Here is a 22,770-nt window from a genome sequence, read left to right as displayed (position 1 = left end):
GTCGACGATGAGGTTCGGGGTGCGCCCCGAAGGGGCGCGGAGAACTGCGCGATCAACCACAGCCGACCCGCAGTCGAATGCTCAACGCCCCAACGTCGCCCCGCCGTCCACGGTCAACTCGTGCAGCGTGATGTGCCCCGCCTGCTCGGAGAGCAGAAAGACCACGGCATGGGCAATATCTTCCGGCTGTGCCAACTTGCCCAGCGGTATGCCGAGTTTGAACGTCTCCAGGTTGCCCTCGACCGTGCTCCGCGCCGTCACCCGATCCGTCCACATCGAGCTCAGCATCGGCGTATCGGTCGACCCCGGTGCCACCACGTTGCACCGGATCCCGTACTGCGCCACCTCCAGCCCGAGCGACTTGGTGAACATCGCGGCCGCCGCCTTCGAGGCCGCGTAGGCGGCCATCCCCTGGCGCGGCGTGCCGGCCGCGTTCGACGCCACCGTCACGATCGCCCCGCGCCGCCGCGCGGTCATGTGCCGCACCACGGCCCGGGACATGTGGAACACGCCCTTGACGTTGACCGCGAACAGGGCGTCCCAGTCCTCCCCGCCGAAGTCCGCGACCGCGCCCGTCCGCAGCACGCCGGCCGCGTTGACCAGGCTCTCCACCGGACCCAGCCGGTGCTCGACCTCGTCGACGACCGCCGCGACGCGCGCCGCGTCGGTGACGTCGCACACGAACCCCTCGGCCCGCACCCCGGCGGCGTCCAGCGCGGCCACGGTGCCCCGCAGGGCCTCCGCGTCGCGGTCGACGGCCGCGATCGCCACGCCGTCCCCGGCCCGGCCCAGCGCCAGCGCCACGGCGGCCCCGATGCCGCTCGCGGCACCGGTCACGAGGGCGGCTCTCATCTTCCTCTCCACGGTCACTCCTCCCGTCAGCCCTGCCACGCGGAGACCACCGTGACGGCCTGCCGCGGGTTGAGCCGCGGATCGCAGAAGCTGGTGTACTTGTCGCCCACGCGCCCGACCGCCGAGGCGTCCGTCGCGCACTCGGTCACGTCGTCCGGCGTGGTCTCCAGATGCAGGCCGCCCGCGACGCCGCCCGCCGTGCGCACCGCGTGCTGGAAGTCGCGGACCTCGCGGACGACCGTGTCCACGAGCCGGGTCTTGAGCCCGTCCGGCCCGGCCACGGTGTTGCCGTGCATCGGGTCGGTGAGCCAGACGACCGGGTGCCCGGCGTCCCGCACCGCAGCCGCCAGCGGCGGCAGCCGGTCGGCCACGACGCCGGCCCCCATGCGGGCGATGAGGGTCAGCCGGCCCGGCTCCCGGTCCGGGTCGAGCAGCGCGCACAGCTCCAGCAGTTCGTCCGTGCCCATGCCCGGACCGACCTTGCAGGCCACGGGGTTGGCGACCTCGGCCAGCAGGGCCACGTGCGCGCCGTCGGTGCGCCGGGTCCGCTCACCGATCCACGGCCAGTGCGTGGACGTCAGCCAGGCCCGCCCCTCCTCGTCCCGCCGCACGAGCGGCAGTTCGTAGTCCAGCAGCAGCGCCTCGTGACTGGTCCACACCGGCGGGCAGATGCCCGAGCGGCGGGCGGGTACGTACCAGCCCAGGTGGGTCATGGCCTCCTGCGCGGCCAGGTACCCGGTCAGCAGCCGCTGCGGATCGGGGCGGCGGCGCTCGGGATGAGGCTCAGGATCATTGACCAAATGCCCGCGGTAGACGGGGAGCTGAGTCCCATGGACGTTCTCGAAGGGACTGGACCGCGGCTTGGCGAACTGGCCGGCGATGCGCCCCACGCGGACCACCGGCCGGTGCGTGGTCATCTGCAGGACGCCGGCCAGGACGTCCAGCAGCCCGGCCTTGCGGGCGACGTACCCGGCCGTGCACTCCGCCGGGTCCTCCGCACAGTCGCCGGCCTGCACGACCTGTGCCTCACCGCCGGCCACCCGGGCCAGATGGGCGCGCAGGGTGCGGATGTCGGAGGGCCGCACCAGCGCGGGAAGGGCGGCCAGTTCCTCGCGCACCTGCCGGACCTGCGGTGCCGCGTCGCCCCAGTCGGGCTGCTGCAGGGCGGGTCTCAGGCGGGCGTCGAGCAGTGCATTGTTCACGGGAAGTCTCCAGGGCCGATGAAGCCGGTGAGGGAGTCCGGAATGGTGCGGCCGTCAGACGGCAGCGGCGTCCAGGCCCCGGCGGAGCGCGGTCGTGATCTCGACGACCCGGCGCGACTGGTAGGCGATGGCGGCGAGATTGTCCTCGCCGACATTGCCCGGCTCGTTGCGCGAAACGCTGCTGACGCCATAGGGGTTGCCATTCGTGGGCGCCAGCTGGATCGCGTCGGCCACGCCCGGCGGCACGACAATGGCGCCCCAGTGGTAGAACGCATTGTTCAGCGCGAGAATCGTGCTTTCCTGGCCGCCGTGCAGGGTGGCGGTGGAGGTGAACGACGACATCACCTTGTTCACCAGACCGCGGCGGCTGTGCAGCGGCAGCGTGGTGTCGATGAACTGCTTCAGCGGGCCCGAGGGAAGCCCGTAGCGGCCCGGCGTTCCCCACAACACCGCGTCGGCCCAGTCGAGGTCGTCGAGCGTGGCCTCCGGAATGTCACGGGTGGCCGCCACGTGCGCGGTCCATGCAGCATTCCAGGCGTCGTTGCCTGGCACGATCGTCTCCGCGAGGTCGGAGACCTTGCGGAGCCGGACCTCGGCTCCGGCCTTTTCCGCGGATTCCGCCGCGGCCTCGGCGAGCCGGTGCACATTTCCGGTCGAGGAGGAGTAGATGACGGCAAGCTTGATCATGAAGGTGATGCCCCTCGGCGGGTGACGGACGGGATACGGGTCGAAGTGATCTGATCCCGATGCTGCAAGGACGCCGCGGAAACTGCCAGGTCGGCCGGGGGAGTTCGGCGGACTCCGTCAAAAGGCGGGAGATCCATCAAGTCCGCGTCCGGATGGTGATGGACCGTGTACGACCGTCCGGGAACCTCTGGTTCGCATCCTGGACGTTCTTTATCCTGATTCCCGCCCCCCACCCGCTCTTCAGCCACCGGACACCAGCCCACAACCCAACAGCTCACAGGAGCCGGACCAATCCATGACAGAACGGGAGTCGACCGCCGCCGGCGGAGATCTGCACCGACTGGTGGCAGAAGGGGTGTCGCCGTGGCTCGACGGCGCCGGCAGACGGCTCCTCGCGTCGGGCGGGCTGACGGACATGGTCCGGCACCGGGGGGTGCGCGGAGCGCGGCTGGACGTGACGGCGCTGGACGATGACGATGCGGATGACGGCAATGAAGGCAATGAAGGCTATGCGGAGCAACTCCGCTTCCTCGCCCACCGCGACGTGCCCCGCGAGGCGGCGTTACGGGCCCTGATCGCGTGCGACGCGCGCCGGGCCTGCGACGACCTCATGCCGGTGTACGAGGCCACGCGGGGCCGGGAGGGCCACGTCTCGGTGGACGCGGGCCCGGACCCCCGCCCGACGGACGCGGAAACCTTGATCCACGCCGTCAACAGGCCCAACGTCCTGGTGAAGATCCCGGCCACCTCGCCCGCAGCCCTGGAGACCGTCCGCGCATGCCTCGCGCGCAGGATCGGCGTCCACGTCACGGAGATCTTCTCCCTGCGCCGCTACGGGGAGGTGGCCGACGCCTACGCCTCCGGCCTGGAGCGCGCCCGCGCCGCGGGACACGCCCTCTCCGGCATCGCCTCCGTGGCGGAACTGCCCGTGGGCCGTTTCGACACCGAAGTGAACCGCCGGCTGGCCCGGTTGGGCACCCCGCAGGCGCGCGCCCTGCGCGGCGAGGCGGGCCGTGCGGCGGCGCGGATGGTGTACGACGCGTACGAGGAACGCCTGGGCGGGGACCGCTGGGCATCCCTGGCCGCTTCCGGTGCCCGCCCCCAGACGGTGATGTGGTCCGGGCTGCACTGCGTGGAGCGCTTTGTGGCCTGGGGCACGGCGGTGGCACTGCCCGCGGGGGCCTGGGTGTGCCCGTTCGGCCTGGAGGGCGACACGTTGAGCGGCCGCGAGGCGGCGGGCCGGGCGGTGTGGGGGGCGTTGGGCAGGCTCGGGGTCGGGTACGGGGCGGTGTGCCGGCTGCTGGAGCAGGAGAGCGCGGAGACGGTGCGGGGGAACTGGCGCCGGGTGCGGGGAGCGGTGGGGGAGCGGCTGACGGGCCCGCAACTGCTGCGGTCGTGAGGGCGCGGGGCCGGCGACCCTACCGTCAGCAGAGACCCCGATTTTCCGCGGCCAAAATTAAGGGTTTCTGCTGTCGGTAACGATCCGAGAGACGGGCGGTTGGCGCCGCTCGCGGAGCAGGACCGTTCCCGGTGGGACCGGGAACGGATCGGGGAGGGGGTGGGGCTGGTCACCCGTGCCCTGCCGAACGGGCCTGCCGGGCCGTACCTTCGACCTGGCCGGCGAGCGCGACCGGGCCCGCGAACACTACCGGCAGGCGGCCAGGCTCACGTTGAGCGTGCCGGAACGGGAGTATCTGGCGGGGCTGATCGCGCCCGTCAGGGGCGCGGGGAACTGCGCGATCAGCCACGACGAGCCCGCGGCAAAATGAAGTCGTGCCAACTGAGTCGGAGAGAATCGAGCTGAGCGAACACGAGCTTCGGCAGATCACGGGCTACGCGGCCGATTGCGCGCGCAGGGTGCTGGTGGTCTACGAGCAGCAGCATGCTGACGACCCGCGCCCTCGTGCCGCCATCGATGCTGCGTACGCCTTCGCCGGAGGCGGCCCGCGTACGAACGCGCTGCGGCAGAGCGCGTGGGCGGCGTTCAAGGCGGCGGGGCAAGCCGCTTCGCCTGCGGCGGGCGACGCGGCGCGAGCGGCGAGCCATGCGGCCGGTGCCGCGTTCCTTCACCCGCTGGCGAACGCTCACCAGGTGAAGCACATTCTTGGCGCGGCAGCGCATGCGGCACGGGTGGATCCGGGGACCCTCGAATGGGCGCGTCACCACGCGCCGGAGGCGGTTGTCGCGGTGCTCGGCCGGTTGCCGGTGGCGCCTCCCGGCGGTGGGCGTGTGGGGGAGCTCATGCGCGAGCTCGACACCGCGCTGCGGGGCTGAACGCATCACCCGCGAGCGGTGAGTTCGGCCGTTCGGGCTGAAAGTGGGCTGGCTGCCGAGCATCACGTGAGGCCATCGTGTCCCGGATCGACAGCTCTCACACGATCGTTCTCGACGCTGCGGAAGACATCGCTGGGGTATTCCGGCGCGGGTGACGACCTGGGCCCGTGCGGCGGCCGGGCGCAAACACGACCGACAGCGGAAACCCTCACTTCGCACCCCGAAAGTGAGGGTTTCCGCTGACGCTCCGCACCTACGACCCCAGCGCCCGGTCCGTCAGCGCCCCCGCCACCCCCAAGTACCCCGCCGGGTCGCACAGTTCCGACAGTTCGTCCGCCGTGAAGTGCTGCGCGAGCACGTCCTGCAGAGACCGTCCCCCGCTCCTGCACTCCTCCGCCGCCCGCGTCAGGACCCGTTTCGCCTCCGCCTTGCCCAGCCTCGGTGCCAGTACCGCCGCGATCCGTTCCGTCACCACCTGCGCGCCCGTCAGCGCGAGGTTCGCCCGCATGCGGTCCGGGTGGACGACCAGTCCTTCGGCCAGCTCCACGGCAGTGGCCGCCGCACCGCCCGTCAGGCGGAGGCACTCCCGTAGCAGCTGCCACTCCGCGTGCCAGACGCCCGCCGAGCGTTCGTCCTCCGTGACCAGGCTCTGCGCCAACCCCGTCGCCATCACTGGCACTTGGAGCGCCGCGCTCCTCACCAACGTCGCCAGCACCGGGTTCTGTTTCTGCGGCATGGCCGACGAGCTTCCCCGCCCCGCGACCGGTGCCTCCGTGACCTCGCCCGTCTCCGTGCGGGTCAGGGCCAGTACGTCCACGGCCATCTTTCCCAGTGACCCCGCCGTGAAGGCCAGGGCCGAGCCCAAATCGGCCAGCGGGGTGCGCAACGCGTGCCAGGGCAGGGCCGGCGCCGCCAGTCCCGTCTCCTCCGCGAACGCCTCACGCAGCCGGTCCGTGTAGGCGGCTGCGTCCAGGACGCCCTCCAGGCGTGCGTACTCCACGTACCCCGCCAGCGTGCCCGCCGCTCCGCCGAGCGAGACCGGGAGCCGTTCCTCCACCTCCCGCAGCCTTGCCTCCGCGTCCAGGACCAACTGCCGCCAGCCGGCCGCCTTCAGGCCGAACGTCGTCGGTACCGCGTGCAGGGCCAGCGTGCGGGCGGGCATCACCGTGTCCCGGTGTGCCTCGGCAAGTGCGGCCAGCGCCCTCGCCGTTCGCGCCAGATCACCCCGCATCGGCGCCAGCGTCCGCCTCGCCACCAGCATCGCGCCCGTGTCCAGGATGTCCTGGCTCGTCGAACCGCGGTGCACGTACTCCGCAGCCGTCGGGCTCGTCTCCGCGACGACCCGGGTCAGGGCCTGGACCAGGCCCACGACCGGGTTCGCCGTCTCCCGCGCCGCCAGCGCCAGCCCCCGCAGGTCCATGGCCTCGGCGCGGGCCGCGGCCGTGATGGTGGCCGCGGCCTTCGCGGGCAGGGTGCCGAGGCGGGCCTGGGCGCGGGCCAGGGCCGCTTCCGCGTCGAGCATGGCCTGCAGCCAGGCCCGGTCGCAGACGGCCGCTTCGGCGGGGGTGCCCGCCCGGACGGGGGAGAGGAGGCCGGCGTCCTCCAGGGCGTCGGTCACACGATCACCGCCGTCAGCTCCGGCTCCGGGCGTACCGGGCGCAGTGCCGCCGGTACATGGGCGACCGGCGGGAGGGCCAGTACCGCGCGGGCGATGGCGTCCGAGTCGCCGAGCGTGACCGAGTCGACGCCGGGGCGGATGCCGGCCGCGGTCACCCAGTGCACGGCCTCGGTCGGGACGCCGTAGGCGAAGCGGCGCGGGTGGGCGTGGCCGCGGCCGTCGATGACGTGGTAAGGGCGTTCGGTGACCGCGAGGCCGCCGGTCTCGTAGCTGCTGCCGGTGGCGGCGTCGATGCGGAAGGTCGTGATCTGGTCGGTGTTGAGCAGGTGCCGCAGCAGCGGGTCGGCGGTGCGGCGCAGGTCGGGTTCGGGGAGCCGGGCCTCGATCAGGACCTTGGAGCGGATCGGTTCGCCCGGTACGACGTCCGAGCTCGCCGTGTACGCCGCCGCCTCCGTCGTGTCGATGCGGACGACCGTGCCCGGTCCCGTCACCTCCAGCACGCCCGCTTCGATGAGCGCGATCATCTCCTCGATGCGCCGGGCCGGCGGGCCGATGGAGAGGAAGGCGTTGAGCGGGGTGTACCAGCCGTCGAGGTCGTCGCGGTGCGAGGTGCCTTCGAGGCCGCCGTGGTCGACGGCGAGGCGGATCTCGTTGCGCAGGTCGCGCATGACGTCGAGGGCGGCCTTGAGCGGGCCGCTGACGTTGCCTGCGCGGGCGGCGCGCACGTCCTCGGCGAGGTAGGACAGCAGCCATGCGCGGAAGTCCTCGCGGGACGCGAACTCCCGGTCGCCGTAAGGCTTCGAGAGGCGCTCCCAGCTCCAGCGGTCGGCCGGCGGGATGCGGTGCTCGTCCAGCAGGGCATCCCGCTCGGCCTCTTTCTCCAGGGCCAGGAAGCGCACCGTGAACGGCTCGCGTTCGTCCGCCCGGCCCCACGACTCCAGCAGCGTGCCGTAGTAGACGCTCTCCACCTCGCGGGCGATGAGCGGCCACAGGTCGGTGCCGAAGCGGACGGGGATGCCGACGGCCGCGCGGTCGCGCAGGGTCGCGATGTGCTCGGCGGTGAGGAGGCGCGGGAAGTAACGCCCGTACGCGCCCTTCTCGTTCTCGCCGCGTGCGTGGTACGGGATGCCGCGCCGGGAGAAGGCGTACAGCTTCGGTTCCCGGCCCGACGGCCGGTACGTCAGACGTCCCTCGGTGTCGCGGTCGAAGGTTCCGCCGCGGCCTGCCGTGAACAGGGCCATGTGGTCGAAGAAGTTGAGGCCGAGCCCGCGCAGCAGGACGGGTTCGCCGGGGCTGATCCCCGTCAGGTCGACGTCGGCCGGGTTGGCGGGGGTGATGTAGCCGAGGTGGTGGATGCGGGCGAGGCTGGCGGTGCGGGCCTCGCGGGGCGAGAGGTGGGCGGGGACATGGCCGAGGGCCATGACGATGGCGTCCAGGCGGTTCAGCCGGGTGCCGTCCTCCAGGCGGAGGCCCTGCGGGCCGCCGGTGACGCCCTCGGTGTCTGCCATGGCCACGGCGTGCGAGCGGTGCACGACGACTTCGACGTGCTGCGGTGCCCGGTCGACGACGTGCCGGAAGCAGTCGTGCAGATAGCGGCCGTAGAACGCACGCGTCGGGTAGGTGTCGGGGCCCAGCCGGCGGGCCTCGGCCACGGTGTCGGGGTCCTGCCCTTCCACCGCCTCGCTCTGGGCCCACTCGTAGAGGCTCGGACCGGGCTCGACGGGGCCCTCGATCTGCGCGCTGTCGTCCGTGAAGACCGTGATCTGCGAGGCCACGGTGTTCATGAGGAGCTCGCGGGACTGCTCGGGCCGCCAGACCGTGCCGGCGCCGGGGGCCGCGGGGTCGACCACGTGGACGGTCACGGAGCGGTGCGAGGGCGCGGCGCGCTCGTTGGCGCACAGCCGCTCCAGGACGGACAGTCCGCGCGGCCCGGCGCCGACGATGCAGACCTCGATGGGGCTCTTGTCGCTCACTGGGCTGCGCCCTTCCCGGCCTGGAGGAGCCTGGCGAGCTCCACGCGCTTGATCTTGGTGGTGGCGGTGTGCGGCAGGTCCTCCAGTCGCCACTGGACGGGGTCCGCCATGGGGGCGAGACCGCGGACGGCGGCCTGCCAGGCGACCTGGTCGAGGGGCTTGTCGTCCTTGGTGCAGACGACGGGGACGGCCGTGCCGTGCTCGCCCGGCACGATGATGGCCTCGACGAGCTCGGGGAGCCGCGCGAAGAGCGTGTCCTCGACGGCGAGGGTGCTCTCGATGCCGGGGATCACGTCGATCTCGCGGTCGAGCAGGTGCAGGCAGCCGCGCTTCGTGCGGTAGCCGACGTCGCCCATGCGCCACCAGTCGCCGTCGGCGGTCTGCTGCTCCCAGCGCTCGTGCTCGCCGAGGTAGGTGATGATGCGGCCGTCGCTGCGGACCTCGATGGTGCCGGGGTTGGTCCGGGACGGCGGGTTGCCGTCGCGGCTGACGACGCGCACGCCCGTCATCCCGGGGAACGGCACGCCGACGCAGCGCCCGTCGGCCTCCGCGCCGCGGCCCTTGGTGTACGTGCGGGCGGCGATCGGGCCGACCTCGCTCTGCCCGTACGCCTGGGCGAACAGCGGGTGTTCGCGGCGCGAGGCGCCGAGCAGGCGGTGCACGGTGCGGGGGTGGATGGCATCGAAGGTGCTGCTGAAGTACTTCACGTTCGCGAGCGGCCGCCGCGGGTCGTCCACGAGCTCTTCCCAGCGCATGAACGAGTTGGGGTGCGCCTCGATGAACCCGGGCGGCGCCTGGGCGAAGATCTCGCTGACGGTGGCCGGGTCGTCGTCGCGGAGCACGATCAGCGGGTGTCCCTGGAGGACGGCGATGGGCATGGCCGTGAACATACGCGAGTGCACGAACGACACGTGCACGGCGAGCGGTTCGCACTTTCTGACGAAGGCCACGACGGAGGCCTGCGGCCGGTAACGGGCCTGGAACGTACGGCCCGTGTGCACGGCGAGCTTGGGCGTGCCCGTGGTGCCGGAGGTGTGCGTGACGAGGGTGGGGTGGTCCGGCGACATGGCGACGGGCGCGACACGGGGGGAGCCGGCGAGCGAGGCCAGCGTGGTGGCGCCGGCGTGGCTGCCGGAGGTGAGGAGCACCTGCTCGGCGAGGCCGAACACGGTGTCCGGGAGGTCGTGTTCGAGCTTCGCCCCGTCGGTGACCAGGTGCGGCCGGTCGACGCGGCGGACGAGTTCGGCGACGGTCGCGCCGTCGAGCTTCGACGAGAGCAGCACCGGGATGGCGCCGATGCGGGCCACGGCGCAGGCGAGGAGGGAGATGTCGAAGCCGTCGGTCTTGTGGACGACCACGTGCTCCCCGGGCCGCACCTTGGCGGCCCACAGCCGGGAGGCGAAGTCGTCGACCAGCGTGGCGACTTCGGTGAGCGTGAGCCGGGTGCCGAGCTGCGGGGCGATGTCGAGCGTGTGGTCCAGGACCACCGGGCTCGCCGGGTGCCGGGCCGCGGCGCGGTCGAAGAGCGTGCCGAGCCGGATTCCCTTGTTGCCGATGCGCTGGAGAATCACCGGCCGCTCTTCTCGGACTTCTCGATGACGGCCTTGATTCGGGCGAGCGTGACGTCCAGGTCGTCGACGAGTTTCGCGGACCAGTCGTGCACGAAACGGCGGCGGCCGTCCTCGTCCAGGCCGGTGACTATCTTGTGGATTCCCTCGGTGGCGTGGCCCATCCGGAAATGGTGGGTGAGGACGGAGGTGCCGTCGCCGGCGGGCTCGATGTCGAATCCCCAGAGGCTTTCCTGGTTCTCCCGGGCGTGCGTGAGCATCACCCACCGGAACGTCCGGCCCGGCTCGGCCGCCACCACGCGGGCCTCGGTGTACCAGGTGCCCCGCACGAGCGGGGCCCAGGCGACGACGTCCTCGCTGCGCAGGTTCTCGCCCCGGAACACGGAGCCCACGGCGGCCGGCTCACCGATCCATTCGCCGCCCCGGCATTCGGGGCTCCATTCGGAACTGCGGCGCAGGTCGCTCACGACGGAATAGATTTCGAGGGGGGAGGCCGATATGCGCGTTTCCGCGCGGCACTCGAAAAGGGGGGTGGAATCGATGATGGATTCGGTCGTCATGGCATTTACGATGCCGGGGGTTTGTGGGGCGGGTCAAAGGTGCGGGTGGATTGTTGTCAAGTCTGGGCCCCGGTCCCTCCCCCAGCGGTAGCTGGGGGAGGGACCGGGGCACCCCTACGCTCCCACCCGCAGCACCAACTTCCCCCGCACCTCCCCCGCCTCGATCCGCCGATGCGCCTCAGCCGCCGCGCTCAGCGGCAGCACCTCCACGGCCCGTGGCCGCAAAAGCCCAGCTGTCATCAACCTGTTGATGGCAGCTGCGGCCTCCGCCAGCTCACTCGTCGTCGCCTGCGAGATCGCAAAGCCGATCACGGAGCAGTCCTTCAGGTACAGCGGCCCCACCGGCAGCACCGGCCGGGTCCGCAGCCCGGCCATCACCACCACCCGCCCCCGCTTCGCCAGCAACTCCACGGCCGACGGCAGGTCGTTCCGCGCCGACGTGTCCACGTACACGTCGACCCCGCCGGGGTACGACGCCTCCGGGTCCCGGTAGTCGATCACCTCGGCCGCGCCCAACGAGCGGCAGTACTCGGCATCTTCGGCCCGGGCCGTGGCAACGACCCGGGCCCCGGCCTGGGCCGCCATCACCACCAGCGCGCTGCCCACGTTGCCGGCCGCCCCGGCGACCAGGACCGTCTCGCCGGCCCGCAGCCGGCCGTGGGTGAACAGGGCGAGGTAGGCGGTGGCGGCGGGGTGGGCGAGGGCCGCGGCCTCGACGGGGTCGACGCCGTCCGGCAGGGGGTAGAGGCGGTCGGCCGGTACGACCACGCGCTCGGTCGCGGCGCCCTGCCGCCCGTCGTGGCCCATGCTGTTGCACCAGACGCGGTCCCCGGGGCGGAACCCGGGGGCCCCGGGGCCGGCCTCGGCGACCGTGCCGACGAGGTCGCGTCCCACGACGAACGGGAACGCGACCGGGGTGCGCCAGGCACCCGAACGCACGAAGGTGTCCACGTGGTTGACGGCGGTCGCCGTCACCTCGACCAGCACATCGGTGGGTCCCGGCTGCGGAACGGGCAGTTCGCCGTAGCGGATGACCTCCGGCGGCCCGAGCTCTTCTGTATAAGCGGCGCGCATGATCACCGCCCCATCGTGGCACCGGGTGCGGCAGCCGGCAGGGTTTTGCCCGCCGGTCTGTCAAGTCGGCCGGCCCCGATTGACCCAGGGTTCTGCTCCTCAAGTGGCCCGCATTCCTGGTCCAGTGGCCGGTTAGGTTCGGTGCATGACGAGAACCGCCACCACCGCCACCCCCACCACTGTCGACTTCTACTTCGACGCCGCCTGCCCCTTCGCCTGGATAGCCTCCCGCTGGGTCCTGGAGGTCGAGGCGCAGCGCGACATCGAGGTGCGCTTCCACGCGATGAGCCTGTTCCTGCACAACGTCGGCAACGAACTGCCGGAGTGGTACCGCGAGCTCGTCGACAAGTCCATCGGCCCCGCCCGGGTGGCCGCGGCCGTCGCCGAGCAGCACGGCGAGGAGCGGTTGCGCGACCTCTACACCGCCTTCGGCACCCGCATTCACCAGCAGAAGAACGACGACTTCGACGCAGTCGTCCGCGAGTCCCTGGCCGAACTCGGGCTGCCCGCCGAGCTGGCCGCCGCCGCGCACGGCACCGAGTACGACGCGGCCCTGGGCGCGAGCCATGACGCGGGCAAGGACCCGGTGGCCGAGGCCTACGTCGGCACCCCGACGATCCACATCGACGGCGTCGCCTTCTTCGGCCCCGTCCTCAGCTCGATCCCGCGCGGCGAGGAGGCGCTGAGGGTCTTCGACGGCGTCCGCCTGCTGGCCGGCTACCAGGACTTCTTCGAGCTGAAGCGGACCCGTACGGGCTCGCTGAACGTCCACTGATGACCGTGCAGTTGACCATGACGGAGGTCGTGCCCGGCGACCCCCGCATGGCCGCCGACGTGCAGCCGCTGCTGCACGCCCTGCGCCCGGCGCTGACCCCGGAGGTGTGCGCCGCGTTCGTGGCGGAGGCGCACACCCAGGGGCTCGTCTTCCTCGCCGCGTACGACGTGGACGGGCGCTGCGCGGGGCTGGCCACGTACCGGGTGCTGGCGACGAGCCGGGGCCGGGTGCTGTTCGTGGACGATCTCGTCACCGATCCCGGACGCCGCTCCGAGGGCGTCGGGGCGCGGCTGTGGGAGGAGCTCGAATCGCGGGCGGCGCGGGCCGGCTGCGAGCGTGTGGAACTGGACTCGGGGGTGACGAACGGCGGCGCGCACCGCTTCTACCACGCGCGCGGCATGTCCGTCTCGGCCTTCCACTTCGCGAGCGCGCTGCGCTGACGGGGGCGGCGCCCGCAGGCACCGCCCCCGTCTCCCCGCCTCAGCCCTGTTCCTGCAGCCGCATCAGCGAGTCCACCAACTGGTCGACCTCCTCCGCGGTGTTGTACAGCGCCAGCGAGGCCCGCGCCGCGCTCTCCAGGCCGAAGAACCGCAGCGCCGGCTGTGCGCAGTGGTGCCCGGCCCGGACCGCGATGCCGTCCTGGTCGAGCCAGGACGCGATGGCCGACGGGTCCTGCCCGGCCATCGTGAACGTCAGCACCGCAACCCGCTCGGGCGCCGAGCCCAGCACCTCAAGGCCCGGTACCGAGGCGAGCGCCTGTTGCGCGTACTGCGTCAGGGCCGTCTCGTACGCGGCGACGGCGCGATGGTCGAAGGACGTCAGCCACTCCATGGCGGCCCGCAGCCCGACCGGGCCGGACAGGTCGCCCGTGCCCGCTTCGAGACGGTGCGGGACGGGCGCGAACGTGCTGCCCGAGAAGTCGACGTGATCGATCATGTTGCCGCCGCCCTGCCAGGGCCGCATGCCCTCCAGCACGTCGGGCTTGGCGTACAGCGCCCCGATCCCCGTGGGGCCGTAGAGCTTGTGGCCCGAGAAGACGTAGAAGTCCGCGTCCAGGTCCTGGACGTCCACGGGGAAGTGGGCCACCGCCTGGGCCCCGTCGACGAGCACCCGGGCCCCGTAACGGTGCGCGAGCGCGGTCATCTCCTTGACGGGCGGCACCGTGCCCAGCACGTTCGACGCGTGGCTGACGGCCACCAGCTGGGTGCGGAAGGACAGCAGGTCCGCGAAGGCGGTCTGGTCGATCTGCCCGTCCGGCAGCAGCGGGATCGGCACGACCCGGGCCTTGCGCTCCTTGGCGATCAACTGCCAGGGGACGATGTCCGAGTGGTGCTCCAGCGTGGAGACCAGGATCTCGTCCCCGGGACCGAGGTTGTCCCGCCCCCAGCTCTGCGCGACCAGGTTGACGGCCTCGGTCGTGCCGCGCGTGAAGACGATGCTGTCGGGGGAGGCTGCCCCCAGGAAGCCCGCCACCGCGGCCCGGCCGCCCTCGTACGCCTCCGTGGCCTCGCGGGCCAGGGTGTGCGCACCGCGGTGGATGTTGGAGTTGGTGGTGCTGTAGTAGCCCGCGAGGGCCTCGATCACCTGGCGGGGCTTCTGGGTGGTCGCGCCGTTGTCGAGCCACACCAGCGGACGGCCGTTGACCGTGCGGTGCAGGATCGGGACGTCGCGCCGGGCGAGTTCGGGGTCGAAGCCGCCGGCGCGGGTGCTCCCGGTGCGGACGTCCGGCCGGTCGGCGACGGTCGTGGCCGTCGGCGCGTCCGTGGGCGCGCCTGTCGGCACCCCTGTCGGTGCGCCCGCCGGCACGGCCGTCGGTACGGCCGTCGCGCTCGCAACGTCAGGAGTAGTCATGGTAGTTCGACACCTCGACGTTCTCGAGGACGGCGAGCGCGTCCTCGACCAGCACCGCGGCGTTGAAGTACGCGGTCAGCAGGTACGAGGTGATCGCCTTGCGGTCCGTGCCCATGTTGCGCATGGACAGGCCGGGCTCGACCTCGTCGGGCACGCCGGAGGGGCGCAGGCCGACGACGCCCTGCTCGGCCTCGCCGGTGCGCATCAGCAGGATCTGGGACGTCCCGCAGTTCATCGGCACCTTGTCGGAGGGCAGCAGCGGCACTCCGCGCCAGGTCAGCAGGGGGCTGCCGAACCTGGAGTCGGTCACCGGGGGCACACCCCGCCGCGTACACTCCCGGCCGAACGCGGCGATGGCGCGCGGGTGAGCGAGGAAGTAGCCGGGCTGCTTCCACACCCGGGACAGCAGCTCGTCGAGGTCGTCGGGGGTCGGCGAACCGGTGCGGGTCTGCACGCGCTGGCCCGGGGCGACGTTGTTGAAGAGGCCGAACTCGGGGTGGTTGAGGATCATCGACTCCTGGCGCTCGCGCAGCGCCTGGACGGTGAGGCCGGCCTGCACCCGGGTCTGGTCGTGGGGCTCGTTGTACAGGTCGGAGACGCGGGTGTGCACGCGCAGCACCGTCTGGGCGAGGGTCATGTGGTACTCGCGCGGCGCGTCCTCGTACTCGACGTACGTGCCCGGCAGTTCGACCTCGCCGACGTGCCCCCCGGCGAGGTCGACCGGCACCTCGGAGCCCGGGGCGGGCGCGGTGCCGGCGAGGTGGGCGTCGATGGCGGCGCGCAGGGCCGCGTCCCGGCCGGCCAGCGAGTCCAGCACGCTGCGCTCGACGGTGAGCGCCACGCCGGAGGTGAGCGCCTTGACCCGGTACGGCAGCGGCGCGCAGCGCGTCCAGGAGTCGAGGTCGAAGAACTGGCCGTCACCGACGACCTCCAGCAGGGCGTCCTCGCCGTACCGGCCGGTGACGCGCTTCTCGGCCCGGCCGAGGACGATCACCCACAGGCGGTCGGAGGCGCTGCCCTCGTCGCCCAGCATCTGCCCGGCGTCGAAGGAGACCTGGGTGAACGCGCCGGCCAGCTCCGCGAGTAAACCCTCCTCGGCCTCGCGCAGGTAGGGCAGTTCGCGCAGGTCCTCCGGGACGACGCGGTGGGCGTCGCCCTCCTGGTAGGTGCTGATCCTGTCGTCGCCGAGGATGAACGTGCGCCGCCGGTTGACCCGGTAGACGCCGGAGTCGACGTCGACCCAGGGGAGGGCGCGCAGCAGATAGCGGGGCGTGATGCCGCGCATCTGCGGGGTGGTCTTGGTGGTCGTCGCCAACTGCCGTGCGGCATCGGGCGCGAGACTGAGCCGATCGTTCATGGTGCCTCCTCGGGACGGTGGTGCGTCCGGACGAGGACCGATCGTGCGGCTGGCATGTGACGATCACAAGACGGTCGGTGACGGAATCAGCCGCTGGCGCGCCGTCCGCATGCTGGACAAAGTAACCAGTGAATGGGCGGACGCCCCTGACCATGCATCGGAGATGATCAAGCGTGACCAGGGGAACGGGTGTGCTGGCCTGCGAGTTGTCCGGATCTGATGGTCGGACGAACGCGTTCCGGGTGCGCCCCGTCAGGGGCGCGGGGCGGCTGCTCCCCCAGCTACCGCTGGGAGGTACCCCCAGCGGCTCCGCCGCGTGGGCGCGAGCAACCACGAACGACCCGCAGCGGCAGGACGGCCTCAGGCGGCCGGGCCGGGTTCCGCGCGCAGCGCCGCCGGCACCCGTGCCGGACTGACCTCCGTGCGGGCCACCACCGCCGGGACGGCGATGCCCGGCAGCAGCAGCCGCCACATCCGCACCGCCCGCTCCGGGAGGTCCGTCCGCCCGCTCACCACGGACGAATAGATCTGCATGCCCGTGCACGCCTCGACGGCGAACTCGGCCATCTCGTGCGGATCCACCCCGGCCTGCAGCTCCCCCTTCTCGCGGGCGACGTTCAGGCAGTCCCTCATGATCTGCGCCCACTCCACATAGGACGTGGCGTCCTGGAGCCCGGTCTGTTCCGTGGCCAGCCGCACACCCGCGCGCAGCAGCGGGTCCCGCTGGAGCTGGAAGGACCAGATCATGGTGATGTCCACCATCCGCTGCAGCCCCTCGGACTCCAGCAGCGGGACGATGGTCTCCGGCTGTGCGTTCATCACCGCACGGGCCAGGTCTTCCTTGGACTTGAAGTGGAAGTACATGGCGCCGGCCGTGGCACCCGCGCGCTCGAGGATCCGGTTGATGCTCGCGCCGGCGTAGCCGTACTCGTCGAACACTTCGGCCGCCGCACGGAGGATCGCCTCGCGGGTCTGCACGGCGCGTTCCTGCTTGGGCCGTCCCATCCTGCCTCCTGAAAAAAAATGAGAACGACCTCTACGTTACCAGGGGATGGCGGATCTGCTCAGCCTGCCCGGGACCGGTTCCAAGTCAGGGGTATCAGACGCCCTTTGGTGGAGGCATGGGGATTCTTTGGGATGTTCATGAAGCTAAAAAAGCGAGCACTCTTTATGTTTGTGGCTGCGGCTTCCGGCCAGGCATCCCGCCAGGCCTGTACACCGCTAGGGGGAAATCATCATGTCGTCGAGCGCTACCAGCACGGTGCCACGCGCCTTCGTCCACAAGACGTCCGAGTCCGAGGTGCTGCTCACCGGCTGGCGGCCCACGGGGCCCGACACCTTCTCCGTCACGGCGCGGTGGCCGGCCGCCCACGACTTCTACGGCCCGCGGCGCGGTCTCCACGACCCGCTGCTCGTGGCCGAGTCCGTGCGCCAGACCGTTCCGCTGCTCAGCCACGCGGTCTTCGACGTGCCCTTCGGGCACCGCCAGTCGTGGAGCGACTTCCGGTACGCCGTCGACCCCGCGGCCCTGGTGGCCGGTGCGGCGGACGCCGAGGTCGAGCTGCGCATCACGTGCACCGACGTCGTCCGGCGCGCCGGACGTCTGGTCTCGGTCGACATGACCGTGGAGATCTACCGCGGCGACGTGCGGCTGGGCACGGCGCGGACCTCCTTCCACAACCACCCGCCCGCCATCTACCGCCGTCTGCGCGGCCGTTACGGGGACCTCGCGGAGGCCGTGGCCGGGACGGTTCCGCTCGCGCCGCCGATGGCTCCGCGGCGGGTGGGCCGCGAGCGGTTCGCCGACGTCGTCCTGTCCCCCACCGGCTCCCGGCAGCTCACCCAGCTGCGCGTGGACCTCACCCACCCCGCGCTCTTCGACCACCTCGTCGACCACGCCCCGGGCATGCTGCTGCTGGAGGCCGCGCGCCAGGCGGCGCAGGCGGCCGCGTACCCGGAGGAGAGCATCCCGGTCGCCATGGACGTCGCCTTCACCGCCTACGCCGAACTCGACGTGCCCTGCTGGATCCACGCCGACCCGCTCCCCGCGGACCGGTTCGGGCGCAGGCGGGTCCTGATATCCGCCCTGCAGAACGACGCGTGCGTCTTCTCCTCCGTCGTGACCCTGGGACGGGTGTGAGCGCGATGACGAACGATGCACGGGGGATGCTGGACGGCAGGGTCGCCCTGATCACCGGCGCGTCCAGCGGGATCGGCGCGGCCGCGGCCCGGCTGTTCGCCGCCGAGGGGGCGGCCGTGGTCGTGACCGCCCGTCGCGCGGACCGGCTGCAGGAGCTCGTGGACGGCATCCGTGCCGCGGGCGGCCGGGCGCTGGCGGTGGCCGGCGACGTGACCGTGCCGCAGGACGCGGAGCGTGCGGTGGCCGCGGCGGTCGAGACCTTCGGCCGGCTGGACGCCGCCTTCAACAACGCCGGTTACGCCACGGCGGGTGCGCTGCTGCACGAGGTCGACGACGCGGACTACGCGCGGACCATGGACGTCAACGTGCGCGGCGTGTGGAACTGCATGCGCCACCAGCTCCCCGCGATGCTCGCCTCGGGCGTGCCGGGGGCCGTGGTGAACACCTCCAGCGTCGCCGGGACGGTGGCGACCGGGGCCTCGGCCGCGTACGTGGCCGCCAAGCACGCGGTCATCGGCCTGACGAAGGCGGCCGCCGCGGAGTACGGGGCGCGGGGGATCCGGGTGAACGCCCTGGTCGTGGGCAACACGATGACCGAGATGATGGAGCAGGTGCTCGACCGCGACCCGGAGTTGGAGGGGGCGTTTCTCGCCCGGCCGGTGCAGAAGCGGATGGCTGATGCGGAGGAAGTGGCGCAGGCCGCCGCCTGGTTGTGCAGTGAGCGGTCCTCGTTCGTGACCGGTGCGGCCGTGCCCGTTGACGGTGGGTGGACGGCCACGTAGTCCTTCGGCTGCCGGTCGGCCGTGGTTGCTCGCGCAGTTCCCCGCGCCCCTTTTGGGGCGCGGGGAACTTTTGCTTTGGCGGAGGCCCCGACTCCAAAAATACAGAACGATCGCTTTGATTTTGGCCTGGCCTGTGGATATCGTGCTGACCGGAGCCGGCAAGGGGCCGCGGGGGAGCTCGCCACGGGATGGGGAGAGCGCAATGGTGATGCAGGAGAGGGCCGTCCGTACGCGCGAGGCCCTCGTCAGGGCGGCGGCCGTGGAGATCGACGGCAAGGGCTACGCAGGCGCCACCCTGTCCGGCATCTGCAAGTCCGCCCAGGTCTCCATGGGGGCTCTGACCTTTCATTTCGCCAACAAGAGCGAGCTGGCGGACGCGGTCGTGGAGCGCGGCTGCGAGGTCACGCGGGAGCTGGTCGAGAAGGTGGCGGCGAACCGGGAGTGCGCGCTGGGCTCCGTGGGGGCGCTGACGCTGGGGCTCGCGCGATTACTGGAGGAGGACGTGGCCGTGCGCTCGGCCGCCCTCCTCGCCCGCGAGCGTCCCAAGGTCGGTGCCGACTGGAACGCGGCCTGGCTCCCCGCCGTCCGTGGACTGCTCGAAAGCGCCGGTGAGCAGGGAGAACTCCGCTTCGGGGCGCCGCCGGTGACGGTGGCCGCCCTGATCGCCCACCTGCTGGCGGGTGCCGAGGTGCAGCGTCGCCGCGGAGGCACCGTCAACCGGCTTGAGCCGATATGGGAGTTGGTGCTCAACGGCGTCGCGGCAAGAGGTGTCTAAGGACTGGAAAACAAAGCGAGCGTTCTGTATTCTCTCTGGTGTTACGGAGAGGAAGGCAGGATCGCTGTGACGTACATCGACGCCGCCCCCGATGCGGCCGTGTGCAGCAGGCTCGCGCGAGAGGTCCACGACCGGATCGGCAGCGGGCTCGCCCTGGCACTGCGGCGACTGGAACTCCTGGAGCTCACCGCGACCGGGCTGACCCCGGCCGAGAAGGGCCGGCTGGCCGACGCCCGCGCCGCCCTGCTGGACACCCTGGGCGTGGCCCGGGAGGTCACCTCCGCCCTGCGCCGCTGCCCGGCGGCCGGTGCGATCACCTCGGCGCCTCCGCTGGAGGGCGCGCTGCGCAGCTTCCTGCAGTCCATGGAGCCGCTCGGGGTGCGGGTGCGGCTGCATGTCGACGGCGACGACGCCTGGGTGCCGCCGCTGGTCGTCAACGAGGTCTTCATCGTCGTGCGCGAGGCGCTGCGCAACGCCCTCGCCCACGCCGGGGCACAGGAGGTGACGGTCCGCGCCGTCATCGCCCCGCACGAGGTGTACGCCGAAGTCGCCGACGACGGCGTGGGGTTCGACGCCCGTGCGCCCCGCACCGCGGGCCGCACCAACGGGCTGCTCGGCATGGAGGAGAGGGCCCGCGCCCTCGACGGCACCACCACGGTCACGTCCGCCCCGGGCCGCGGCACCACCGTCGCCGTCTGGATACCGATCAAGGGGAGCAGCATCGATGACTGAGGACCGGATCCGCATCCTGGTCGCCGACGACCACACCCTGCTGCGCGAGGCGCTGTGCGATCTGCTCGGCGTCGAGCCCGACTTCGAGGTCGTCGCCCAGGCCGGCGACGCCGAGGCCGCCGTCCGGCTGGCCGAGCGGCTGCGCCCGGACGTCGCCCTGCTCGACGTGCAGATGCCGCACAACGAGGACCCGGTGGCCACCGTCCGCCGGATGCTGCAGAACAAGCCCGACCTGCGGATCATCATCGTGAGCATGGACGACCACCCCGTGCTCGTCCGGCAGTTGCTGGAGCTCGGCGTCCGCGGGTACCTGCACAAGAGCGCGAGCCGCGAGACGCTGGCGGCCGCCATCCGTGAACGGGTCGACACCGGGCGGCGCGTGGTGACGGTCTCGGTGCTGCCGGGCGGCCTCCCCGCGCCGAGCCCGGGCGGTGCGGGCTCCCATCGGCTGTCCGAGCGGGAGGTGGAGGTCCTCGCCCTGGTGGCGGGCGCGCTCAGCAACCGCCAGGTGGGCGCCCGGCTGGGCATCACCGAGGGCACCGTCAAACGCCACCTGCGGAAGATCTTCGACAAGCTGGACGCCGTGTCCCGGCTGGATGCCGTGAACAAGGCGGTGGCGCTGGCGCTGATTCGGCCGCAGTCGGATCGACGTGTGCCGATGGCGAGTTGAGCACGCAGAAGCGCCCCGTAAGGGGCGCGGGGAACTGCGCGAGCAACCACGACGCACCCGCGGACGACGGGGCGCCGTGGCGCTCTTCAGACGGTGAGATACCCCCCGTCCACCGGCACACTCGCACCGGTCACGTACGAGCTCGCATCTGCGGCGAGGAAGAGCAACGCCCCGTCCAACTCGTGCAGTTCACCCGCCCTCCGCATCGGGGTGCGACGCTCCACCCAGGTGCGTCCCTTGTCGTTGCCCAGCATGTCGGCGGTCATCTCCGACCAGAACCAGCCCGGGCAGAGCGCATTGACCCGCACCCCGCGCGCGGCCCACTGGGCGGCGAGCTCGCGGGTGAGGTTGACGACCCCGCCCTTGCTCGCGGCGTACGCGGCCTGCGGCAGGCTGCCGCTGGCCACCAGCCCGTACACCGACGCGATGTTGACGATGCTGCCGCTGCCGCGCTCCAGCATCCCGGTGCCGACCGCCTGGCTGAGGGCGAAGACCGCGGTGAGGTTGACGCCCACGATGCTGTCGAAGCTCTCCACGGACTGCTTCTCGGCCGGCACGGTTTCCGACAGGCCCGCGTTGTTGATCAGGATGTCGACCGGGCCGAGCTGCTCGGTGACCGTGCGCACCAGCCGCTCGCGGTCCTCGGCGAGGGTCACGTCGCAGGGCACGGCGATGCTGCCGGGCAGTTCGGCGGAGAGTTCCTTCAGCGGCCCCTCGCGCCGGGCGGCCAGCGCCACCCGGGCCCCGGCCGCGGTGAGCAGCCGGGCGAAGTGGGCGCCGATCCCGCTGGACGCCCCGGTCACGACGGCGACCTTGCCGTCGATGCGGAAGATGCGGGTGGGGTCCGTCGTGGTGGCCGTCGCCTCGTTCATCGCGCCGCCACCTCCGTCCCGACGGTGCTGCCCAGCCGGACCCGCATGCGGGCGACGGCCTCGCCGTCCTGCTCGAAGGCCACCTCGGTCCAGCGGCCCCCGTCCAGGCTCTCGGGCAGCGGGCGCGTGACGACCGTGATGTCGCTGTCCAGTTCGGCGAAGCGCAGGTACTCGGCGCTCACGTACTGCAGGAAGAGCCCCGCGGGGGAGAGGCCCTGCTGCTCCCCGGCCAGCAGCAGCGAGGACTGCCGCGCGGCCTCCATCATGACCGGCCCCGGGACGTGGTCCTGCGCGTGATCGAACATGCTCGGGTGGTCGACCGGGACCCGCAGCCGCGCCAGCGACCCGTCCCCGTCGGCGCGCACGTCCTCCAGCACCACGTTCTCGGACCGCTCCCGGCCCACCTGCCACGGGGCCACCGGTACGCCGCCGGTGTGCGCGGGCAGGGTGTCGGAGTACGGCGGTGGGGTGTCACGGTGCGACATGCGCAGGCTCTCGTAGACGTCGTTCGGGCGCTGCGCGGTGTCGACGATGATGGTGCCGGCCCGTCGCCCGTCCACCATGACCTGCACCTTGTGGACGACCCGGGAGATCGCGCCGTGGTACTCCTTGGCCAGTTCGACGGTGCCGCGCAGGTCGAGGTCGAGCGGTCCGCGGACCCGCAGCGGCTCGGGGTCGGAGATCTCCATCGAGGCCGTCGCGGTGATGGACTTGGTGTCCTGGCCGGCGTCGTGCTGCAGGTGCATCGCGCACAGCAGCATCTGGCGGACGCTCTCGAAGACGACCAGCGGGTCGTGCATGGCCGGGCGGCCCGTGTGATCGCCGTAGTAGAAGTGCGCGGGCGGCAGTTGGGCCGAGGCCCGGAAGATCTTGTCGTCGACGGACTGGAAGTCGGTCAGGAACACCTCGGCGAGCGCGGCGCGGTGCACCAGGCGCCGGGACAGCGTGCGCTGCGTGCTCAGGGGTGCGGTCATGGTGTCCGTGGGCAGGGTGATGACGGTCATCTGG

23 protein-coding genes are annotated in these 22,770 nt (G+C 72.1%); 10 read left to right on the top strand and 13 right to left on the bottom strand.

Translation table 11 applies throughout. The annotated features are described in order from the left end of the window. Nucleotides 1-81 precede the first annotated feature (81 nt). The 3 genes from ACMATS_RS18585 to ACMATS_RS18575 are packed head-to-tail and all read right to left on the bottom strand — an operon-like array spanning nucleotide 82 to nucleotide 2,741. On the bottom strand, nucleotides 82-852 hold the full coding sequence (locus ACMATS_RS18585) for a 2,3-dihydro-2,3-dihydroxybenzoate dehydrogenase (protein WP_390777389.1): 771 nt from the start codon (nucleotides 850-852) through the stop codon (nucleotides 82-84). A 26-nt stretch (nucleotides 853-878) separates the two neighbouring features. Continuing rightward, nucleotides 879-2,054 carry a 3-deoxy-7-phosphoheptulonate synthase gene (locus ACMATS_RS18580; RefSeq protein ID WP_390777143.1) on the bottom strand — a complete coding sequence of 392 codons (1,176 nt, stop codon included), beginning with the start codon at nucleotides 2,052-2,054 and terminating at the stop codon, nucleotides 879-881. Between the two features lie 54 nt (nucleotides 2,055-2,108). Next, nucleotides 2,109-2,741 (bottom strand): NAD(P)H-dependent oxidoreductase, encoded by a 633-nt coding sequence (locus ACMATS_RS18575; RefSeq protein WP_414168510.1) that lies wholly within the window; start codon nucleotides 2,739-2,741, stop codon nucleotides 2,109-2,111. Nucleotides 2,742-3,036: 295 nt separating this feature from the next. Between ACMATS_RS18575 and ACMATS_RS18570 the strand changes: the two genes are divergently transcribed. From ACMATS_RS18570 to ACMATS_RS18560, 3 genes are all read left to right on the top strand, one after another. Continuing rightward, nucleotides 3,037-4,140, top strand: a complete 1,104-nt coding sequence (locus tag ACMATS_RS18570) for a transaldolase family protein (RefSeq protein ID WP_414168509.1) — start codon at nucleotides 3,037-3,039, stop codon at nucleotides 4,138-4,140. Between the two features lie 175 nt (nucleotides 4,141-4,315). After that, the gene (locus tag ACMATS_RS18565) at nucleotides 4,316-4,510 is read left to right on the top strand and encodes a hypothetical protein (protein WP_414168508.1); all 195 of its coding nucleotides are present in this window, start codon (nucleotides 4,316-4,318) and stop codon (nucleotides 4,508-4,510) included. Between the two features lie 4 nt (nucleotides 4,511-4,514). Continuing rightward, nucleotides 4,515-5,015 carry a putative immunity protein gene (locus tag ACMATS_RS18560; protein WP_390777139.1) on the top strand — a complete coding sequence of 167 codons (501 nt, stop codon included), beginning with the start codon at nucleotides 4,515-4,517 and terminating at the stop codon, nucleotides 5,013-5,015. A 253-nt stretch (nucleotides 5,016-5,268) separates the two neighbouring features. Here the strand turns inward: ACMATS_RS18560 and pcaB are convergent, their stop codons facing one another. From pcaB to ACMATS_RS18535, 5 genes are all read right to left on the bottom strand, one after another. Beyond that, the gene (pcaB, locus tag ACMATS_RS18555) at nucleotides 5,269-6,633 is read right to left on the bottom strand and encodes a 3-carboxy-cis,cis-muconate cycloisomerase (protein ID WP_414168507.1); all 1,365 of its coding nucleotides are present in this window, start codon (nucleotides 6,631-6,633) and stop codon (nucleotides 5,269-5,271) included. Next, nucleotides 6,630-8,606 (bottom strand): FAD/NAD(P)-binding protein, encoded by a 1,977-nt coding sequence (locus ACMATS_RS18550; protein WP_414168506.1) that lies wholly within the window; start codon nucleotides 8,604-8,606, stop codon nucleotides 6,630-6,632. The genes pcaB and ACMATS_RS18550 overlap by 4 nt, the downstream gene beginning before the upstream one ends. Further along, complete coding sequence (locus ACMATS_RS18545; RefSeq protein ID WP_414168505.1) at nucleotides 8,603-10,177, bottom strand: class I adenylate-forming enzyme family protein; 1,575 nt, start codon at nucleotides 10,175-10,177, stop codon at nucleotides 8,603-8,605. The genes ACMATS_RS18550 and ACMATS_RS18545 overlap by 4 nt, the downstream gene beginning before the upstream one ends. Then, a complete protein-coding gene (locus tag ACMATS_RS18540; RefSeq protein WP_414168504.1) occupies nucleotides 10,174-10,734 on the bottom strand; it encodes an SRPBCC family protein in 561 nt (186 codons plus the stop codon). The genes ACMATS_RS18545 and ACMATS_RS18540 overlap by 4 nt, the downstream gene beginning before the upstream one ends. A 114-nt stretch (nucleotides 10,735-10,848) precedes the next feature. Beyond that, nucleotides 10,849-11,808: an NADPH:quinone reductase gene (locus ACMATS_RS18535; protein ID WP_414170744.1), complete on the bottom strand. Its 960-nt coding sequence runs from the start codon at nucleotides 11,806-11,808 to the stop codon at nucleotides 10,849-10,851. Between the two features lie 145 nt (nucleotides 11,809-11,953). Here ACMATS_RS18535 and ACMATS_RS18530 point away from each other — a divergent pair, with 145 nt between their 5' ends. Together ACMATS_RS18530 and ACMATS_RS18525 are read left to right on the top strand one after the other, a co-directional pair. Beyond that, complete coding sequence (locus ACMATS_RS18530) at nucleotides 11,954-12,583, top strand: DsbA family protein (protein ID WP_414168503.1); 630 nt, start codon at nucleotides 11,954-11,956, stop codon at nucleotides 12,581-12,583. Next, nucleotides 12,583-13,023, top strand: coding sequence for a GNAT family N-acetyltransferase (locus ACMATS_RS18525; protein WP_414168502.1), 441 nt, complete (start codon nucleotides 12,583-12,585; stop codon nucleotides 13,021-13,023). Before ACMATS_RS18530 ends, ACMATS_RS18525 begins: the two co-directional genes overlap by 1 nt. 40 nt (nucleotides 13,024-13,063) lie before the next feature. On the opposite strand, the gene ACMATS_RS18520 is transcribed toward ACMATS_RS18525, so the two are convergent. From ACMATS_RS18520 to ACMATS_RS18510, 3 genes are all read right to left on the bottom strand, one after another. After that, nucleotides 13,064-14,434: a SufS family cysteine desulfurase gene (locus ACMATS_RS18520; RefSeq protein ID WP_391150197.1), complete on the bottom strand. Its 1,371-nt coding sequence runs from the start codon at nucleotides 14,432-14,434 to the stop codon at nucleotides 13,064-13,066. Then, nucleotides 14,421-15,791, bottom strand: a complete 1,371-nt coding sequence (locus ACMATS_RS18515; protein ID WP_390777131.1) for a family 2B encapsulin nanocompartment shell protein — start codon at nucleotides 15,789-15,791, stop codon at nucleotides 14,421-14,423. Before ACMATS_RS18515 ends, ACMATS_RS18520 begins: the two co-directional genes overlap by 14 nt. A 360-nt stretch (nucleotides 15,792-16,151) precedes the next feature. Continuing rightward, nucleotides 16,152-16,796, bottom strand: a complete 645-nt coding sequence (locus tag ACMATS_RS18510; protein WP_390777130.1) for a ScbR family autoregulator-binding transcription factor — start codon at nucleotides 16,794-16,796, stop codon at nucleotides 16,152-16,154. Nucleotides 16,797-17,028: 232 nt separating this feature from the next. Here ACMATS_RS18510 and ACMATS_RS18505 point away from each other — a divergent pair, with 232 nt between their 5' ends. The 5 genes from ACMATS_RS18505 to ACMATS_RS18485 all read left to right on the top strand — a co-directional run bounded on the left by ACMATS_RS18505 (nucleotide 17,029) and on the right by ACMATS_RS18485 (nucleotide 20,890). After that, complete coding sequence (locus ACMATS_RS18505; RefSeq protein WP_390777129.1) at nucleotides 17,029-17,931, top strand: ScbA/BarX family gamma-butyrolactone biosynthesis protein; 903 nt, start codon at nucleotides 17,029-17,031, stop codon at nucleotides 17,929-17,931. Nucleotides 17,932-17,936: 5 nt separating this feature from the next. Then, nucleotides 17,937-18,713: an SDR family NAD(P)-dependent oxidoreductase gene (locus tag ACMATS_RS18500; protein WP_390777128.1), complete on the top strand. Its 777-nt coding sequence runs from the start codon at nucleotides 17,937-17,939 to the stop codon at nucleotides 18,711-18,713. 202 nt (nucleotides 18,714-18,915) lie between these two features. Next, nucleotides 18,916-19,488 (top strand): TetR family transcriptional regulator, encoded by a 573-nt coding sequence (locus ACMATS_RS18495; protein ID WP_390777127.1) that lies wholly within the window; start codon nucleotides 18,916-18,918, stop codon nucleotides 19,486-19,488. 66 nt (nucleotides 19,489-19,554) lie between these two features. Beyond that, nucleotides 19,555-20,220 carry a sensor histidine kinase gene (locus ACMATS_RS18490; RefSeq protein WP_390777126.1) on the top strand — a complete coding sequence of 222 codons (666 nt, stop codon included), beginning with the start codon at nucleotides 19,555-19,557 and terminating at the stop codon, nucleotides 20,218-20,220. Continuing rightward, the gene (locus ACMATS_RS18485) at nucleotides 20,213-20,890 is read left to right on the top strand and encodes a response regulator (RefSeq protein WP_391150190.1); all 678 of its coding nucleotides are present in this window, start codon (nucleotides 20,213-20,215) and stop codon (nucleotides 20,888-20,890) included. Before ACMATS_RS18490 ends, ACMATS_RS18485 begins: the two co-directional genes overlap by 8 nt. An 86-nt stretch (nucleotides 20,891-20,976) precedes the next feature. Here the strand turns inward: ACMATS_RS18485 and ACMATS_RS18480 are convergent, their stop codons facing one another. Next, nucleotides 20,977-21,762 (bottom strand): SDR family NAD(P)-dependent oxidoreductase, encoded by a 786-nt coding sequence (locus ACMATS_RS18480; protein WP_390777124.1) that lies wholly within the window; start codon nucleotides 21,760-21,762, stop codon nucleotides 20,977-20,979. Further along, on the bottom strand, nucleotides 21,759-22,766 hold the full coding sequence (locus tag ACMATS_RS18475; protein ID WP_390777123.1) for an AfsA-related hotdog domain-containing protein: 1,008 nt from the start codon (nucleotides 22,764-22,766) through the stop codon (nucleotides 21,759-21,761). The genes ACMATS_RS18480 and ACMATS_RS18475 overlap by 4 nt, the downstream gene beginning before the upstream one ends. Nucleotides 22,767-22,770: the final 4 nt, after the last annotated feature.

Origin of the sequence: Streptoverticillium reticulum, from assembly GCF_047456005.1 — a bacterium.
Lineage (GTDB): Bacteria > Actinomycetota > Actinomycetes > Streptomycetales > Streptomycetaceae > Streptomyces > Streptomyces reticulum.
This window is presented reverse-complemented; position numbering and strand designations above follow the sequence as displayed.

Bases quoted from the DNA above. Each gene is read 5' to 3' on its own strand.
- ACMATS_RS18585 (WP_390777389.1), bottom strand. From the start codon at position 852: ATGAGAGCCGCCCTCGTGACCGGTGCCGCGAGCGGCATCGGGGCCGCC.
- ACMATS_RS18575 (WP_414168510.1), bottom strand. From the start codon at position 2,741: ATGATCAAGCTTGCCGTCATCTACTCCTCCTCGACCGGAAATGTGCAC.
- ACMATS_RS18570 (WP_414168509.1), top strand. From the start codon at position 3,037: ATGACAGAACGGGAGTCGACCGCCGCCGGCGGAGATCTGCACCGACTG.
- ACMATS_RS18540 (WP_414168504.1), bottom strand. From the start codon at position 10,734: ATGACGACCGAATCCATCATCGATTCCACCCCCCTTTTCGAGTGCCGC.
- ACMATS_RS18535 (WP_414170744.1), bottom strand. From the start codon at position 11,808: ATGCGCGCCGCTTATACAGAAGAGCTCGGGCCGCCGGAGGTCATCCGC.
- ACMATS_RS18530 (WP_414168503.1), top strand. From the start codon at position 11,954: ATGACGAGAACCGCCACCACCGCCACCCCCACCACTGTCGACTTCTAC.
- ACMATS_RS18525 (WP_414168502.1), top strand. From the start codon at position 12,583: ATGACCGTGCAGTTGACCATGACGGAGGTCGTGCCCGGCGACCCCCGC.
- ACMATS_RS18520 (WP_391150197.1), bottom strand. From the start codon at position 14,434: ATGACTACTCCTGACGTTGCGAGCGCGACGGCCGTACCGACGGCCGTG.
- ACMATS_RS18515 (WP_390777131.1), bottom strand. From the start codon at position 15,791: ATGAACGATCGGCTCAGTCTCGCGCCCGATGCCGCACGGCAGTTGGCG.
- ACMATS_RS18510 (WP_390777130.1), bottom strand. From the start codon at position 16,796: ATGGGACGGCCCAAGCAGGAACGCGCCGTGCAGACCCGCGAGGCGATC.
- ACMATS_RS18505 (WP_390777129.1), top strand. From the start codon at position 17,029: ATGTCGTCGAGCGCTACCAGCACGGTGCCACGCGCCTTCGTCCACAAG.
- ACMATS_RS18500 (WP_390777128.1), top strand. From the start codon at position 17,937: ATGACGAACGATGCACGGGGGATGCTGGACGGCAGGGTCGCCCTGATC.
- ACMATS_RS18495 (WP_390777127.1), top strand. From the start codon at position 18,916: ATGGTGATGCAGGAGAGGGCCGTCCGTACGCGCGAGGCCCTCGTCAGG.
- ACMATS_RS18485 (WP_391150190.1), top strand. From the start codon at position 20,213: ATGACTGAGGACCGGATCCGCATCCTGGTCGCCGACGACCACACCCTG.
- ACMATS_RS18480 (WP_390777124.1), bottom strand. From the start codon at position 21,762: ATGAACGAGGCGACGGCCACCACGACGGACCCCACCCGCATCTTCCGC.
- ACMATS_RS18475 (WP_390777123.1), bottom strand. From the start codon at position 22,766: ATGACCGTCATCACCCTGCCCACGGACACCATGACCGCACCCCTGAGC.